Genomic DNA, 13,445 nt, shown 5'->3' with positions numbered 1-13,445 from the left:
GGCGCCATGCCCTCGGCGAACATCGTCGAGGGGATCGAATAAGCCATCACCACATGGAGCTTGATCCCCCTGCCGGCGGCGGTCTTGGCGGCGTATGCCACTGCCCCCTTGGACACATCCGAGCCATCGACACCAACTACTGCAGCACCTTGGTATGTACTCATACCCCGAGCTTACTCCCGTTTATGACGTCGGAGAGCCGATTATCGAGATCGCCGGAGCGCCCCGCGGATCGCTACGCCCCGAGGGGTGCGACCTGTCCGACGCCCTCGGGGAATCCCGCGTTCGAGGGGTAGGCGAGGTTGAAGCTGCCCTGGATCAGAGGGAGAACCATCTGGCCGGGTCCGGTGACGAAGAACTGAACGATGGCGTCCATTGGAGGCTCCTGAAGATAGTTGGACGGAACACCGAGACCGGCGCCCATAACTGCGTTACAGACGATACTCAAATAATTACATGAGGCAAATGAACACTTAAGTTTCTCATGCGTCGGGAGTGGCGGATTAACATGGTCGGCATGCCTCGTCCGAAGCCTCTGCCGCCGCGTGCCGGGATCGACGCGGTTCGGTTCCGGCTGCCAGATCCGCCGGGGCGGGACGCGATCGAGACCGAGCTCGTCCGTGCGTTCCCTGAACGTGCCGCGGAGATCCGGCGCAGCCTCGCCGCGGGCGAGGTCGTCGATCGCTTCGGCAATTCCGTCGGCGAATACGCACGCCCGGTCAAAGGGGAGGACGTGTGGTTGCACCTCGCACCTCCACCGGAGCCCTTCGTCCCCGGAACGCTGGACGTCGTCTATCGCGATGAGGACATGGTCGTCGTCGACAAACCGCATTTCCTCGCGACCACCCCGCGCGCCGGGCACATCCGGCAGACGGCGCTGGTGTGGGCCCGCGTGGCCACAGGGGAGGACGAGCTCGTGCCGGCGCACCGCCTGGACCGCGGCACGGCCGGCCTCGTGGTCATGGCGGTGCATCCGCGCGTGCGGAGCGCGCTGGCCGGGCAATTTCAGCAGCGCGCCGTCAACAAGCGGTATCTGGCTGTGACGCGGCTTCCGGAGGGGGCTCCGCGCACCTTCGAGCGGCGCTCGCGGATATTCAAGCAGCACGGCATCCTGCAGGGCGCCGAGGTTGCGGGCGAGCCCAACGCGCACACGCGCGGGCGGGTGCTCGCCGAGGCCGAGGGGCCGGAGGGGACGCTCGGACTGTGGCTGCTCGAACCGACGACAGGGCAGACCCACCAGCTGCGCATCCATCTGCATGCGCTGGGGATGCCCATCGTCGGCGACGACCTCTACCCCTGTATACGAGGCGTAGAGCACGAGGATTTTTCCGCGCCGCTGCAGCTGCTCGCGGCGGGCGTGGAGTGCGCGCATCCGGTCGGTGGGCAACGCATGCGATTTACCTCCGCGCGCCGGTTGAGTGCATGGACCGGTCGCTGGGCCACGGAATCTGAGATCTGGGTGGGGGACGTCTCAGGGGAGATTTAGGGGTTGACCCCGATGTGTCGGGCGCGGCTGGGCGCAAGAATAACTTCTGTCACCATCTCCGGCCTCGACCGTGCGCCGGTTCGAATCGACGAACCAACAACCAAGGACAGAAGATGAGCCATTCCCTTTCCGAAAAGACGCAGGCCGCCGCCGGTGGGACCCCGGCCGCCAGCGCCAGAGAGCTGTACAAGGTGTACGGCACCGGCGATACCGAGGTCCGCGCGCTCGATGGCATCAGCGTCGAATTTTCGAGCGGACAGTTCACGGCGATCATGGGGCCCTCGGGGTCCGGAAAATCCACGCTTATGCATTGCCTCGCGGGCCTCGACCGCCCGTCGGCAGGTTCGGTGCGTATCGGCGAGACCGAGCTCACGGGGATGAAGGACAAGAAGCTCACCGAAATTCGTCGCGACGAGATCGGCTTCGTGTTCCAGAGCTTCAACCTCGTCCCGACTCTGACCGCGCGGGAGAACATCACGCTGCCCGCCGGAATCGCCGGCCGCAAGGTCGACCAGCAGTGGTTCGACCAGGTGATCGACCGCCTCGGCCTCGCCGGGCGACTCGACCACCGCCCCGCGGAGATGTCGGGTGGGCAGCAGCAGCGTGTCGCCTGTGCTCGCGCGCTTGTCGGCCGCCCCCGCATCCTTTTCGGCGACGAGCCGACCGGCAACCTCGACTCGAACAGCTCCGCCGAGGTGCTGTCGATCCTGCGCTCGGCGGTGGACGACTACCAGCAAACCGTCGTCATCGTCACCCACGACCCGCGCGCGGCCTCTTACGCCGATCGAGTGCTGTTCCTCGCGGACGGCAAGCTGCGCCACGAGCTCGCCTCGCCGACGTCCGACGCCATCCTCGACGCGATGCGCGCGCTGGAGGAGATCTAGACCATGGCTACGACATCGAAGGCGACGCCGAAAGGCATGCGGACCGTCGCCACGCGAAACATCTCCGCACACAAACTCCGAATGGTGTTGTCGGTCCTCGCGGTCGTGCTCGGCACCGCGTTCATCTCGGGCTCGTTTACGTTCACCTCGACGCTGCAGAGCTCGTTCGACAACATCCTCGGCTCGCAGGCCGAGGGGCTCGACACCATCGTCGAACCGGCAGAATCCAATGCCTCCGGCGTTCCGCTGAGCGAGGTCGAGAAGATCGAGCAGGTTGACGGCGTCGGCTACGTCCAGCCGGACTTCAACGGCACCCTCGTGCTGCTGCAGCCGGACGGCACGGCCTATCAGACCGGCGGCGCGCCCACGATGGGCGAGGCCTGGCACGACCCCGACCGCGTGATCGGCGACGACTACTCGCTCGTCGACGGTCGCGCCCCGGAGGCTCCAGGCGAGATCGCGCTCGACTCCGCGATCGCGGACAAACTCGGGTTCACCGTCGGCGGACCGGTGCAGTCGTACAGTCCCACGCAGGGGACCGTCGACGCGACGCTCGTCGGCACATACGAGCGCGAAGGCAACGTCGGCGGCTTCGTCGGCATCTTCTTCTCGCCCGAACAGGCGCAGCAACTCTTCTCCGACGGCGAGTTCGTCCCCGCGATCCGCGTGGCGGGCGACGGCTCGGCCGACCAGAACACCCTCACCGAACGCGTCGCGCAGGCGCTGCCCGAGCAGGAGGTCACCTCCGGCGCCGACTGGGCGCAGGAACAGACCGACATGCTCGCCGAGGGCTTCTCGTTCCTCAACTACTTCTTCCTCGCCTTCGGCGGGATCGCGCTCCTGGTGGGCACGTTCATCATCTTCAACACGTTCTCGATGCTCGTCGCCCAGCGCCTGCGCGAGCTCGCGCTCCTCCGCGCCATCGGCGCGTCCAAGGGTCAGGTGATCCGCTCGGTCATCGTCGAGGCGCTCGTCACCGGCGTCATCGGCTCGGTGCTCGGTGTCGCCGCCGGATTTGCGCTGGCCTTCGGCCTGTTCGCGCTCCTCGAGGCGCTCGACCTGGGGCTGCCCTCGTCCGGGCTCGAGTTCACCGCCGCGGCGGTCTACGTGCCGCTGATCGTCGGCATCGTGATCACCGTGCTCTCCGCGCTCGTGCCCGCCTGGCGCGCGGGGAAGGTCGCGCCGGTCGCGGCCATGCGTTCGGGTTTGACGTCGGCGAACAGCAAGGTCATGAGGATCTTGTTCGGCGCCATCGGCGGACTCGGTCTCGTCGTCGGTGCGGTGCTCGCATTCTTCGGTACCAGGCAGGACGAGACCGTCGTGGGCGCCTCGCTCGTGGGGCTCGGCGGATTCCTCATCGTCATCTGCACCTTCCTCGTCATGCCGCTGCTCGCGCCGATCATCGCCGGTGGGATCGGGCGAATCATCGGCGCCCCCTTCGGCGCGATCGGCAAACTCGCATCTACGAACTCGGGTCGCAATTCGTGGCGCACGGCGGCCACCGCCTTCTCCCTCACGCTCGGTCTCGCGCTCGTAGCGACGTTCGGCACCTTCGGCGCGTCGACGAAGGCGAGCATCGACGATGCCTTCAGCAACGGGATCAGTGCAGATCTCGTCGTGCAGGGCGCCGGCGCCGAGAACGGGATGCCGATGCCGCTTCCCAGGGAAACCTACGCCGACGTCGAAGGCGCGCGCGGGGTCGGATCGGCGACCGCGCTGAGCTACGGCTCGGCCATCGGAGAAGACGGGACGCCCACCTTCATCGCCGGCGTGGAAGGACCCATGGCCACCGCGACCGACGCCTCGGCCGTCGACGGCGAGGTCCAGCCCGAACCGGGTTCGGCCATCGTCAACGAGACGATGGCGGCCGAACGCGGCTGGTCCGTGGGGGATGAGATCCCGCTGCACGATGCGCAGGGCGCCCCGATCACGATCCCGCTGACCGGAATCTACGAGAACACAGACACGATGTCGGGGCTCGCGCTGGGCGCGGAGGCCTTCGCCCGAGTCGTTCCGACGCAGCAGCAGACGATCCAGATGATCTTCGTCGACGCCGCCGAAGGCGAGGACATCGGCGCGGTGCAGGACACGCTCGTCGATGCGGTGTCGGACAACCCGGTGGCCGTGGTGCAGACGATGGACGAGATGGTCGAGCAGCAGGCCGGGCTCATCGATCAGCTGCTCAACATGATCTACGCGCTGCTCGGCCTCGCGCTGATCATCGCCGTGCTCGGCATCGTCAACACGCTGGCGCTGTCGGTCATCGAACGGAAGACCGAGCTCGGCATGCTGCGGGCCATCGGCACACAGCGCCGCCAGGTGCGCACGGCCATCATCCTCGAGTCGACACAGATCGCCATCTTCGGGGCGCTCATCGGCGCGGCGATGGGCACCTACATCGGCTGGGCCTTCGTGTCCTCGCTCTCGGGCGAGGGGATCTCCCGGGTCGCGATTCCCTGGGGAACGATAGCGGTGGTCCTCATAGCGGCCGCGGTCGTTGGCGTCGTCGCCGCACTGTGGCCCGCCTACCGCGCGGCGAAGACATCGCCGCTGGAGGCCATCGCCGAAGGCTGACCGCCCACGGTTCGACAGCCGTTGAGTGTGCCAGGCAAGCAGTCCGCCCACCGGAACACCGGTGGGCGGACTGCTCTACGTCTGTCGGATGTCGGCGCGCCGGCGCCGGCGAAAGCGGGGCCTAGCGACGGAGGCCGAAGAGCCCGCGGCCGCCGGAATGGTGGTGCGAGGACAGCACGGACTCGAGCAGGAATGCGTCGGTGCCGCTCTTGGTGGCCCCGAGCTGGCGGCCCGCGGAGTGCTCCCACAGGCACCCCTCGAGAGCCACGAGCAGTGCCGGCGCGGTATCGGAATCAATGCCGGCGGACTTGAGTGGGCCGGCGAGATCTTCCGCCGAGACAAGCGCCTCGCGCAGGAGATCCGCGTCCGCCCCCTCGGACTGCTCGAGCTCGAGGATGAGCGCGGCGCGGGAGCGCAGTTCGCCCTGGTAATCGGCATAGAGCCCCTCGAGCCAGCCTCGCAGGGTCTTGACCAGCTCTCCGCCGTCATTCGGCGTTGCCGAGGCCAGGGCCGTGTGTTCGGTGTAGCCGCGCAGAAGTGAGGCGAGCCGCTCGACGGTGAGCGATACCAGTTGCGCCTTGGATCGCGCGTAATACGACGTGGAACCCGTCGCGAGGTTCGCCGCGGCGTCGACGGCGCGGTGGGTGAGCCCGCGGACGCCGACATCGGCAATCACCGCAATGGCGGTGTCGGCGATCAAGATCCGGCGGTCTTCCATGAAGTCCTCCTCTGGGCGTGCCGGCGGGCGCAGCGCGGGGCCGGGCTGCCGCTGTGGGCACGCGGAATGCGGGTTAGCTCCTTGGGGGAAAGACTAGAGTGACAGCGCACCGCGTGTGACGGTTTTACGGTTTAGTCGTGATTTGCTTCATAGTTTTTGCCCAAATCGCCTGCATTGGTATGTATTCAAGGATAAGTTGTCCGAAGCAATGTCACATTCAAGTAACAACTTGGCTTCTATATGCGACATACTGGGCAAGTCGAGCGTCAAAAAGTTCGGTTGACGCCAATTGAAAGGGAAACACTGATGAACTCCAACGACATGTTCCTCCAGGCCATGCAGCCCGTCGTCGACGTCTTCTGGACTCTGGTGTGGAGCGCCACCGGTTCGACGCTGTCCGTGCCGCGCCCGAGCGCACCCGAGACCATCAACGCCGCTGCCATCTAAGGCTGTGGCATAGCGGGAGCCTTGTTGGAGGCCCCCGCCGCCGCGTCGGGCTCGCTCCTTCGGGATGGTCCGCGCAAACACCATTTTCGCCGTCGGTAGAGCTTTCGCGATGAGAAATCGCGGGGGTGATCCGGCGGCGTTTGTGCATTTTCGCAGCGGAATCGTTGCGGCGAATGGGTCTGGATGACGGTTGCCGACGCTGTGCTGGGGCTTTGCCCGGGCGAAGAATGTCGAGCCGTGCCATTGGTGACCAGCGGTTGGTCGATCCGGCAAGCGCGAGCGACCTAAAACGGGCATGCTGGGAGGTACGGATTTTAGTGATATTTAGCGACATGTAGGAACAGGTGGATGGAGCAGTGCTTGAGCGAACGACGGTATATGTTGATACGTCATATTTACTAGCAAGCTTTTATAACTCGTGGGAGGAGGGTGCGCGCGAGCAGCTCGAGGTGTCGCTGTCGAACGTGGTCCACACCCTCGACCGCATCTCGAAGTCGCAGTCCCGCCAGCCGGTACATCGTCAGTTCTGGTACGACGGCGTTCCCGATAGCGGCCCGCACCGCTACCAGCGCACCCTCCGCGTAATCGACGGCGTCATCCTGCGCACCGGGCAGCTGATCGAGTGGGGTAATCGTCGCTCGCAGAAGGCCGTGGATACCAGGCTCGTCGCGGATATGGTCATCGCCGCGCACCGCCAGCAGTGCACGGACATGGTGCTCGTCTCAGGCGACGCGGACATGATCCCCGGGGTCGAGGCCGCGGTCGAAGCCGGCGTGCGCGTGCACCTTGTCGGCTTCGGCTGGGATTCGGTGTCCTCGGCGCTGCGCAATGCGTGCGATACCTCGCTCATGCTGGATCCGCGCTCGGATTTCGCCGACTCGATGCAGATCCGCGTTCTCGAGGGGCCGTTGCCGCCGCAGGTCAAGCATCCTCGGCCCAACCCCAATGGCGAACCCGGCCACGAGGACGGCGGCGAGGAGGAATTCAAGGAATCGGTCGACATCGAGGACGTCGATTTCCAGCCGGAGCGCGCGCGAGACGAGTCCGTCGCGGGCGCCCACGGCAAGGGGAAGGTTCCCGCGCCCGATGACACGGTCCCGGTGGCGCCGAACGACGGAGCCGCAGGCGAAGGCGCAGCCGAGCCTGATGCGGGCGACGGCGACACTGCCGAGAACGCCGAGAGCAGCGAACTCGGAGAGGGCGCCACCAGTACGCCGTCATCGGCGGGAATGACCGCCTCACAGCCCGGATCCGCGCAGTGGCCGGGAGGTTCCGAACGCGACGGCGCCGACGCCGGCGCGTCCCAGCCCGCCCACGACCGGGACAGCGCTCCGGAGACGCCGGATCGGATCGATGACGCCGACGTGGCCGAGGACGACGATCCCGCAGGGCCCGGCCCGGGAGAGGTTGTCGAACGCGCCTACGCGGGCGGCGCTGCGGGCGCTTCCGACGGGTCGGAACGAGTCACCGAGACCGCCGACGCGTCCGAGGTTTCCGATGTCCGCCAGTCCGAGTACGCAGGGCAGGATGGCTCCCATCGCGGCCGCACGACCGTCACGGTCACCCGCCGCTCGGTGACCGTGACTGCGCGCGCCGAGCGTGCGCGAATGTCCGCAGGCGACGAGCGCGACGGCTCCGGCGACGAGGACTCCCCGCGCCCCAACCCGGGAATGATGGCCGCCCGGCGCCGCCCGATGCGCTCGCGGTACGTGCCCCTCACGGAGGAGGTGTGGAGCTCGTCCGGCGAGGCCTCTCCGTATGACGTCGGACAGCAGTACGCCACTTGGTGGTACCAACACGCCGCGGACGACGAACAACGGCAGAAGGCGCACACGCTCACAGGAGGGGCGCTGCCACCGGAAATCGACCGTCCGCTATTGCAGTTCGCGTGCCAGATGCTGCACGAGTTCACGCTCAACGAGTTTCAGCGCGTCGCCCTTCGCGACGGATTCCACGAGGGGATCCGCGGCATCGTCATGCAGCGGTAGCTTCGAGCTACGAGCGGGTGTCGCGGGGGAATCCCGGGACGTCGTCGCCCGACTCCGTCGACGGTCCTTCGTCCACCGCGGAATCGGTGACGTCGATGTCCTCACCTCCCGACGGGTTCGCGGCCGAAGCGGGCGCGGGGCGGGCCGCGCCGCTGCCGCCGAGCTCGGCGCGGATCTGCTCCAAGCGCGCCTTGCCCTCGCCCTCGCGTTGTAGCGCCTGGGCGTCGGCGAGCGCGGCGGACTGCCCCGAGCTCGCCTCTGCGAGTGCGGTTTGGCCGACGGCGGTGTTGTAGCGGCCTTCGATCTTGTCTCGGATCTGCTCGAACGTCGGGTTGGAGCCCGTCGAGACCTCTCCGGTGATCGAGTTGACCGAGCTCTGCTGCTGCTCGGCCATGTTTGCCTGCTGCGCCTGCAGGAGCAGCTGGTCCTCTTGCGCGAGGGTCTCCTGCAGTCTCGCCTCGCTTTCCCGAACTGCCTGCTTGGCGGACTGCGCATCGACCTTCGCCTGTTCGGCGAGGGTCTTGGTGTTCTCGAGGTCCTGCTCGGAGCTGACGAGCTGGGCGGCGAGCTGCTCGGCGTTTCGCTCCCATTCGGAAGCCTTGGCCATGTCGCCGTTCGCGCGGGCGTCGTCGGCGAGCTGGACCGCCTGGCGCACCTGCCCCTGCAGCTTGTCGAGCTCGCGCTCCTTGGTGGTGATGGACTCTTCGGTGCGCTTGGCATTGCCGATGACCGCCGCCGCCTGGTCCGAGATCTGCCGGTGCTGCGCGCGGGCCTGTTCCATCGCCTGGCGCACCTGGACCTTCGGGTCCGCGTTGTCCTCAATCGATTTATCCAGGGAGGCCTTGAGATAGTTCCAGCCCTTGGAGAACGGGTTCGACATGAGTAGTCCCTTGTGTTGTCGGCGCGTGCGGTACGCGAAAGGCGCGAAGGCGGGTGGTACGCCTTGTGCCCGCGTACCACCCAAGCCTAATGAAATGTGCGCCGCCGATGGGGTGCGCCGTCGGGGAACCTACTTGCCGCGCAGCGCCATCCCGATCGCCGCCGCTGCGGGAAGCGCGCTGCGCGGAATGTAGGGCTGGCGCCACAGCCCACCCGAGCTCGCGCCGTCGGCCTCGTGCTCCCAGAGGAAGTCGCGCGTGGGCTGCTCGGTGGACAGGTCGTGCACCAGCAGCGCGGCGAGCAGCGCCTGCGAGGTCTCCGGGTCGAAGATCTCGATCCCGAAATGGTGCGCGCCCTTGTACACGGCGGCCAACGCCTTGTTCTTGAGCACCGAACGCGTGCGGGTCGCGGGAGCGACGTTGATCGACACCCGGCGCCCCTTCGCGAGTTCCTCGGTGGCGCGCCAACGCTGCACGCGCTTGGCGAGGGTATAGTTCGGGCCCTGCTGGGTGACCAGCGCATCGTGCACCGCGGGCCCCGAGCCGACCGGGTAGTTACGCGCGAAACCCTTGCCCATGGTGAGGCGGCCGAGTGCGCCGCGCACCGACGTCACCTTGTTTGCCTTCTCGAACGCCTCGTTGGATTCGGCGTGCACGTCGCCCGGCACGACGAACGTGTCCATCGGCGTCGCCAGGTACGCGAGCGCGTCGACCGTGCCGTCGTCGAACAGGGCCGCGGCCAGCGCATCCGAGGCAGAGGAAAGCTTTACGTGAGTACCGCCGTCGGCGTACAAGTACGTCCCGAGCGTGACCGGCGCCTGCGCGGCCGCGCTGATCCAGGCACGGGTCTCGGGAAGCTGGGTCAGGAGATCGATCCCCGCTTCGCCGTCATAGGTGGGCATGCGCAGGGTGCCGGCGATCGTGCCCGCCTGCTCCCGCATCCGCGCCCACACCTTGGAAGAGGGCAGGTCGACGGCGAGCACCGTCGCGCCCCAGGACAGCAGCACGTTTCCCGGGCCCATCTCCGAGCCGATGCCGAGTACCGCGACCTCGCGGCCGGGGAGCGAGAGCCATTCGGGGTGCTGCTGAACTTCGAGGAGCTTGTCCGCCGTCGACGGCTCGATGACCCCTTCGGCGCGCCACTTTTCGATCTGCCCGGCGAGCGCGGCCCCGCGCAGCACGCTGCCGCGGTAGGGGATCGCCAGTTCGGTGGCGGCCTCGCCGGTGCCCTCGATCGTCTCGGTGTCGGGGACGTTTGCGTCGTCGACTCGGACCTCGGAGAGATAGTCCTTCATCGGGATTTCGCCGCGACCGGTGATGCCCACCATCCGCGACTGCAGCGTGTGCAGCGCCGTGGACGACACCGTGCGGTAGGCGGAATCGTTGTTCACGCCGCATGCCACCATCTCTACAAACGGTGAGACGTAGTCCTTACGCCAGTTTTTGGATGCGTCCATGCGGCGGCGCGCGTTCGGGTCGATCGACGACAGCGCCTCGGCGACGACGTCTCTCGCGAGCGATCCCGTCGATCGCCTGCCGGAGGCGTCGGCGGGGAACTCCACGCCACGCGCGGTTGTCGTCGCGTCCGCATTTCCTTGGATGCTCGGTGCTGCCATGATCGTTGCTCCCTTGTGGGGTGGTCTACTTCACGTCAAATATGATGATTCCATCATGTTAGTGAAAATGTCACCCGCGTGCTGGGGCGCGCTGACATTGCGGAACGAAAAGAACTCCGTATGACGTCGGACGTGGCATTAGCCTTGAGAGCATGTCCACCCCCGAATTCATTCGTCGCCTACGGCGACATATCGGCCACGAACCGCTGTGGCTGGCGGGCGCGACCGCGGTGATCCGCGATCGCTCCGCCGGCACCGTGCTGCTGGTACGCCGCGCCGATTCGGGCGCGTGGACTCCGGTGACCGGGATTATCGATCCGGGCGAGAAGCCCGCGGCTGCCGCGGTACGCGAGGCCGAGGAAGAGGCGGGCGTGCGCATCGAGGTCCGCCGCCTCGCGCAGGTCGGGGTCACCGAGCTCATCACCTACGGCAACGGCGACCAGGCACAGTACATAGACCACACTTTCGAGTGCGAGTGGATCTCCGGCGAGGCGCACCCCGCGGACGGGGAGAACACCGAGGTGCGGTGGGTGCCGGAGGCCGAACTTACAACGTTCGATGGCATTCCGCCGCACATGCAGGGCCGCATGGGCGCCGCGCTCTCAGGCGAGGAGCGTGCCCGCTTCTAGCCGCGGGCCAGCTCGATCGCCGAGTCGACGATCCACGTGCACGAGAGTTCCTGCCACAGCGAGGGTTGGCGGAACATGAAATGGCCGGCGGCCGGCACCGCGAACCACTCGGCGTCGAGTCCCGCCTCGGCTAGGTGCTCGGTCTGGCGGCGCGAATCCCGCGGGCTCGTGATCGGATCGACCGAACCGTGCAGAACACGCAGCTTGGGCGCGGCGTCCTTCATGCGTAGGCCGTCGAGGGCCGGCCACCACGGGGCGAGTGCGTAAAAGGAGCGCACGTTGTCGGGACGTTGCTCCACGAGGTGCGCCCCCGCGCGCCCGCCCAGCGAGTGCCCGAGGATTGCGATCGGGATGTCTTTTCCGTACCTCTCCCGGATTTCGTCGACCGCCCACACGGCATCCTGTGCGCTGTCCCGGCGCGGCTCGTTCCAGCCCCGATAGCGGTACTGAACGAGCTGCGTGCCGATGCTCAGCCCACGTGCGCCGTGGTGCGCGTGGATCCGGTCCCGGATTTCCCGGTCGAAGGGCAGCATCCGTAGCAGCGAGGCGTTCGCGAGCGGAAGGTACGGGCGTTCGGACCTGGGCTTTCCGCCGTGCAGGATGAGAATGTATGCGTCGGCCCGTCCCTCGGGTGCGGGTCCGAGGAGATGGGGCGTGGGCGCGGAATTCCCGGCGCGAGTGTTCACATCGACAGCGTACGTCGGTAGCGTTGCACCGCGAACATCTTCAGCCCGCCGTCAGCGAGTGCTTACGTTTTTGCCTCGGGACACGATAGAGCTGTCTAAAGACCACCATTTATGTTGCTCTAGATAATTAGAGTGATTTATGTGATTATTGGGACGCTCGTAAAGTGCAGTAATCGCGTGTCTTCAGGAGTCCAGAATGCGCAAGACCGGCCGTAGCCCACGAACCTCGAACGCAACGAACACCACGAACGGTCCGGTCAGTCGCTTCGCCGCCGTCACCGCCGCAGTCGCCATAGGCGCCACGATGTTCCTGCCCGCCGCGAACGCGCAGAGCGCAGGCATCCCGCCCGATGTCGCCCAGGCCGCGGTCACCGCGACCGGCTCGGGCGCCAGCGAGCCGCAGCAACACGCTCCCGAGGGCGGTGCGCGCCTGGTCACCCTCGGCGACTCCGTCATGGCCGGCACCACGTTGCCGCTGGTCGACGGCGGGAACGAGTGCTTCCGCTCCTCCGACCGCTACGTCTCGCAGGTCGCCCGCTCGATCGGCGTGTACGACACGCCCGACTTCCAGGACACCTCGTGCTTCGGCGCGACCCTCGATTCCCCGCCGATCCTCACCCTCGTCGACCAGGCCGCTCACCAGCGCGACCGCGGCTCGTTCGGCGAGCGCACCGAGCACGTGCTCATCCAGGCCGGACTCAACGACAAGTGGGGCAACCCGGATGTCGACCTGCTCGACACCGCACTGAACTGTGCGATCAACATCGCCCAGGGCTGCGATATGAACGCAGTCGGCGAGGGCCGTGCGCAGGATCCGGACGCGGTCACCGCGCAGGCCTACGCCGACCGCGCCCGCACCGCGGTGGATTACATCAAGTACTACGCGCCGAACGCGAAGATCTCCTTCGTCGGCTACCCGACCTACGCGACGGATGACCGCACGTGCATCTCCATCGGCGGACTCCCCGCCGAGCAGCCGCGCGACGAGGCCATCACCCGCCTGTTCAACAACATGCAGGAGGCCCAGCGCGGCGCGGCCGAGCAGCTCGGCGTCAACTTCATCGACCTGAAGACCCCGAGCGCCGCGCACGGTGGCTGCACCGCCGAGCCGTGGGTCTCGGGCATCCTCGACCCGGCATCGGGTCATCAGGGGGTGCCCGTGCACCTCAACCCCGTCGGCGATCACGTGGTCGCAGGGATCGTTCAGTCCCAGATGTAAGCTCAGGGAATTCGCCCGGCCCGTCTATCGCGGGTCGGGCTTTTCCACTTTTGCGCCCGGCTCGAGGGCCCGAACTAGGAGGACCAGTTGGCGCAGCCGACGATTCGCCCCGATGCGTTCGACTCCGCGGGGAGACTTCGCGCGCTACCCTCGCTCACCAGCGCCCGCTGGTACGCGGCCCTGAGCGTCTTCGTCATCCACGCTCTGGTGTTCATGCCGGTGTACCCGTTTCAGAAGTCCGAGCTTTTCGAGACGATCCACGGCGTGCTCCCCATGCAGGTCGGTTCGGCCGCCGTCACCTTCTTCTTCCTGCTTTCGGG

General features: G+C 67.0%; 13 protein-coding genes and 1 pseudogene. 8 read left to right on the top strand and 6 right to left on the bottom strand.

The window, feature by feature from the left end:
- Both K8V11_RS14685 and K8V11_RS09735 read right to left on the bottom strand, forming a co-directional pair.
- Window positions 1-164: universal stress protein (locus K8V11_RS14685; RefSeq protein WP_369693067.1), on the bottom strand; the 164-nt coding region annotated here is incomplete at its 3' end.
- Between the two features lie 71 nt (window positions 165-235).
- On the bottom strand, window positions 236-376 hold the full coding sequence (locus K8V11_RS09735; protein ID WP_303913359.1) for a hypothetical protein: 141 nt from the start codon (window positions 374-376) through the stop codon (window positions 236-238).
- A gap of 141 nt (window positions 377-517) precedes the next feature.
- On the opposite strand from K8V11_RS09735, the gene K8V11_RS09730 reads away from it, so the two are divergent.
- From K8V11_RS09730 to K8V11_RS09720, 3 genes are all read left to right on the top strand, one after another.
- Window positions 518-1,486, top strand: a complete 969-nt coding sequence (locus tag K8V11_RS09730) for a pseudouridine synthase (RefSeq protein ID WP_303913356.1) — start codon at window positions 518-520, stop codon at window positions 1,484-1,486.
- Between the two features lie 113 nt (window positions 1,487-1,599).
- Window positions 1,600-2,370 carry an ABC transporter ATP-binding protein gene (locus K8V11_RS09725; RefSeq protein ID WP_303913353.1) on the top strand — a complete coding sequence of 257 codons (771 nt, stop codon included), beginning with the start codon at window positions 1,600-1,602 and terminating at the stop codon, window positions 2,368-2,370.
- A gap of 3 nt (window positions 2,371-2,373) precedes the next feature.
- Window positions 2,374-4,944 (top strand): ABC transporter permease, encoded by a 2,571-nt coding sequence (locus K8V11_RS09720; protein ID WP_303913350.1) that lies wholly within the window; start codon window positions 2,374-2,376, stop codon window positions 4,942-4,944.
- A gap of 121 nt (window positions 4,945-5,065) precedes the next feature.
- Here K8V11_RS09720 and K8V11_RS09715 read toward each other — a convergent pair whose 3' ends face one another.
- The gene (locus K8V11_RS09715) at window positions 5,066-5,662 is read right to left on the bottom strand and encodes a TetR/AcrR family transcriptional regulator (protein WP_303913347.1); all 597 of its coding nucleotides are present in this window, start codon (window positions 5,660-5,662) and stop codon (window positions 5,066-5,068) included.
- 306 nt (window positions 5,663-5,968) lie between these two features.
- Between K8V11_RS09715 and K8V11_RS09710 the strand changes: the two genes are divergently transcribed.
- The gene (locus K8V11_RS09710) at window positions 5,969-6,109 is read left to right on the top strand and encodes a hypothetical protein (protein ID WP_303913344.1); all 141 of its coding nucleotides are present in this window, start codon (window positions 5,969-5,971) and stop codon (window positions 6,107-6,109) included.
- A 356-nt stretch (window positions 6,110-6,465) separates the two neighbouring features.
- Window positions 6,466-8,097 (top strand): NYN domain-containing protein, encoded by a 1,632-nt coding sequence (locus K8V11_RS09705; protein ID WP_303913341.1) that lies wholly within the window; start codon window positions 6,466-6,468, stop codon window positions 8,095-8,097.
- 7 nt (window positions 8,098-8,104) lie between these two features.
- Here K8V11_RS09705 and K8V11_RS09700 read toward each other — a convergent pair whose 3' ends face one another.
- Complete coding sequence (locus K8V11_RS09700; protein ID WP_303913338.1) at window positions 8,105-8,977, bottom strand: PspA/IM30 family protein; 873 nt, start codon at window positions 8,975-8,977, stop codon at window positions 8,105-8,107.
- 129 nt (window positions 8,978-9,106) lie between these two features.
- Window positions 9,107-10,591 carry a hypothetical protein gene (locus tag K8V11_RS09695; RefSeq protein WP_303913336.1) on the bottom strand — a complete coding sequence of 495 codons (1,485 nt, stop codon included), beginning with the start codon at window positions 10,589-10,591 and terminating at the stop codon, window positions 9,107-9,109.
- Window positions 10,592-10,743: 152 nt separating this feature from the next.
- Here K8V11_RS09695 and K8V11_RS09690 point away from each other — a divergent pair, with 152 nt between their 5' ends.
- Window positions 10,744-11,220 carry an NUDIX domain-containing protein gene (locus K8V11_RS09690; RefSeq protein ID WP_303913333.1) on the top strand — a complete coding sequence of 159 codons (477 nt, stop codon included), beginning with the start codon at window positions 10,744-10,746 and terminating at the stop codon, window positions 11,218-11,220.
- On the opposite strand, the gene K8V11_RS09685 is transcribed toward K8V11_RS09690, so the two are convergent.
- A complete protein-coding gene (locus K8V11_RS09685; RefSeq protein WP_303913330.1) occupies window positions 11,217-11,906 on the bottom strand; it encodes an alpha/beta hydrolase in 690 nt (229 codons plus the stop codon). The genes K8V11_RS09690 and K8V11_RS09685 overlap by 4 nt on opposite strands.
- 196 nt (window positions 11,907-12,102) lie before the next feature.
- On the opposite strand from K8V11_RS09685, the gene K8V11_RS09680 reads away from it, so the two are divergent.
- Both K8V11_RS09680 and K8V11_RS09675 read left to right on the top strand, forming a co-directional pair.
- Complete coding sequence (locus K8V11_RS09680) at window positions 12,103-13,125, top strand: SGNH/GDSL hydrolase family protein (RefSeq protein ID WP_303913327.1); 1,023 nt, start codon at window positions 12,103-12,105, stop codon at window positions 13,123-13,125.
- Window positions 13,126-13,212: 87 nt separating this feature from the next.
- Window positions 13,213-13,445 (top strand): annotated as a pseudogene (locus tag K8V11_RS09675) (acyltransferase family protein); the annotation flags it as partial.

Origin of the sequence: Dietzia timorensis, from assembly GCF_020742175.1 — a bacterium.
Lineage (GTDB): Bacteria > Actinomycetota > Actinomycetes > Mycobacteriales > Mycobacteriaceae > Dietzia > Dietzia timorensis_A.
The sequence above is the reverse complement of the archived record's forward strand: the minus strand, read 5'-3'. Positions and strand labels throughout refer to the sequence as shown.

Coding starts and splice junctions, on each gene's coding strand:
- K8V11_RS09715 (WP_303913347.1), bottom strand. CDS start 5,662: ATGGAAGACCGCCGGATCTTGATCGCCGACACCGCCATTGCGGTGATT.
- K8V11_RS09700 (WP_303913338.1), bottom strand. CDS start 8,977: ATGTCGAACCCGTTCTCCAAGGGCTGGAACTATCTCAAGGCCTCCCTG.
- K8V11_RS09690 (WP_303913333.1), top strand. CDS start 10,744: ATGTCCACCCCCGAATTCATTCGTCGCCTACGGCGACATATCGGCCAC.
- K8V11_RS09725 (WP_303913353.1), top strand. CDS start 1,600: ATGAGCCATTCCCTTTCCGAAAAGACGCAGGCCGCCGCCGGTGGGACC.
- K8V11_RS09730 (WP_303913356.1), top strand. CDS start 518: ATGCCTCGTCCGAAGCCTCTGCCGCCGCGTGCCGGGATCGACGCGGTT.
- K8V11_RS09710 (WP_303913344.1), top strand. CDS start 5,969: ATGAACTCCAACGACATGTTCCTCCAGGCCATGCAGCCCGTCGTCGAC.
- K8V11_RS09695 (WP_303913336.1), bottom strand. CDS start 10,591: ATGGCAGCACCGAGCATCCAAGGAAATGCGGACGCGACGACAACCGCG.
- K8V11_RS09735 (WP_303913359.1), bottom strand. CDS start 376: ATGGACGCCATCGTTCAGTTCTTCGTCACCGGACCCGGCCAGATGGTT.
- K8V11_RS09720 (WP_303913350.1), top strand. CDS start 2,374: ATGGCTACGACATCGAAGGCGACGCCGAAAGGCATGCGGACCGTCGCC.
- K8V11_RS09680 (WP_303913327.1), top strand. CDS start 12,103: ATGCGCAAGACCGGCCGTAGCCCACGAACCTCGAACGCAACGAACACC.